The sequence below is a fragment of the Novosphingobium rosa NBRC 15208 genome, from assembly GCF_001598555.1.
Taxonomy (GTDB): Bacteria; Pseudomonadota; Alphaproteobacteria; order Sphingomonadales; family Sphingomonadaceae; genus Novosphingobium; species Novosphingobium rosa.
The window spans coordinates 1-1619 of the sequence record NZ_BCZE01000166.1; the positions used below are offsets into that span (position 1 = coordinate 1).

Consider the following 1619-nt stretch of genomic DNA (forward strand, 5'->3'; position numbering starts at 1 on the left):
CTATCCCGATCTGCAGATCGTGGGCGTGCGCCATGGCTATTTCTCCGACGCCGACATTCCCGCCATCTGCGCGGCGGTGCGCCGCTCGGGCGCTGATGTGCTGTGGGTCGGCATGGGCACGCCATTGCAGGAGCATTTCGCGGTCAAGGCGCGGGAGCATCTGGCGGGTGTCGCCTGGATCCGCACCTGCGGGGGCCTGTTCGACCATTACGGCGGCGGCGTCTCGCGCGCGCCGGACTGGATGCAGGCGACCGGGCTGGAATGGCTCTATCGCGCCGCGCGTGAGCCGCTCCGTCTTGGCGTGCGCTATCTCGTGACCAATCCGCGCGCGGCTTACCACCTCGCCACCAAGACGCATGACTGACCGGGTCATGCCGGCCATCCCACTGAACACCACCAGACCATCAGGACTCCGATGACGACACGCACCCGCCGTGAGATTAGCTACGATCAGTTCGTTCAGCGCCGCCGCCGGCGCTGGCCGTGGCTGGTGCTGGGCGTGATCGGTCTGGGCGCGGCGGGCGCGGCCGGGACGCTCCTCCATTCCTCGCAGATCCAGGCGCGTCACGCGCCGCCGCCGGCGCTCTCCGCTGCTGGCGCCCCGGTGGCAAATGAGGCCTATCAGTGGAGCCATGTCGCGATTGGCGGCGGCGGCTTCATCACTGGCCTGTCCTTCGATGCGGCGGGCAACACGATGGTGGCCCGCACCAGCCTCTATGGCGCTTACATCTGGTCGCCGCAGAGCAACCGCTGGGTCCAGCTGATGACGGCCCAGACCATGCCGGAGGGCGACCGGGTGCAGGGCACGCAGGCCTCGGGCGTCTATGAGATCGCGGTGGCCCCCTCGAACCCTGCGCGCATCTTCATGGCGGCGCGGGGCCATGTCTATCGCAGCGACGATTCCGGCGCGCATTGGGTGGCCAGCACCGCCAGCTTCCCCGAAGTGTGGGGCGCCAACAGCCCCTTCCGCACCAACGGGCCGTTCCTGAAACTCTCGCCCACCAATGCCGATCTGGTGTTTTTGGGCACGTCGGGCGGGTTGTGGCGCAGCACCAATGCTGGCGGCAGCTGGCAACGTGTCCCCTCGGTGCCTGCCAGCGTGGATCGCGACAGTGCGGCGCCGGGTATTCAGGCTCCCGGCACGCAGATCTGGTTCGAAACGGCTGAGGGCGGCAAGCCTTCCGGGCGGATTTTCGCGATGGCCTCTGGCCACGGCGTGCTGGTGTCGGAGGACAATGGCGCCAGTTTTCATGCGCTGCCCTCGGCCGGTGCCCAGCCGATGACCCTGCGGCGCGGGGTCTTCGACCGCCATGGCGCCTTTCTGGGCGTGGACGATGTGGGCAAGGGCGTCTGGCTCTACCGCGAGGGGCGCTGGCACAATCTCACTCAGGAAGCGGGCGGCCTGTCGCCTCTGCTCTGGGCAGCGGCGGCCGCCAATCCGCGCGCCGATCAGTTGGTGATCTTCGATCAGAGCGGGCAAGGTTTCCAGTCCACCGATGGCGGCAAGAGCTGGAGCCATGTCTCGCATGCCGCCTCGGTTGGCGCGGGTGATCCGCCATGGCTGAAAGTGTCTGACTCGGCCTATTTCTCGACCGGCGATGTGCAGTTCGATCCCAAAG

At 67.8% G+C, this 1619-nt stretch carries 2 protein-coding genes; both read left to right on the top strand.

Annotated elements, in window-relative coordinates; translation table 11 throughout:
- Positions 1 to 364, top strand: a 364-nt coding sequence (locus SR3_RS30210; protein ID WP_157099224.1) for a WecB/TagA/CpsF family glycosyltransferase, incomplete at its 5' end; no start/stop codon positions are given.
- A 51-nt stretch (positions 365 to 415) separates the two neighbouring features.
- Positions 416 to 1619: WD40/YVTN/BNR-like repeat-containing protein (locus SR3_RS30215; protein WP_407668232.1), on the top strand; the 1204-nt coding region annotated here is incomplete at its 3' end.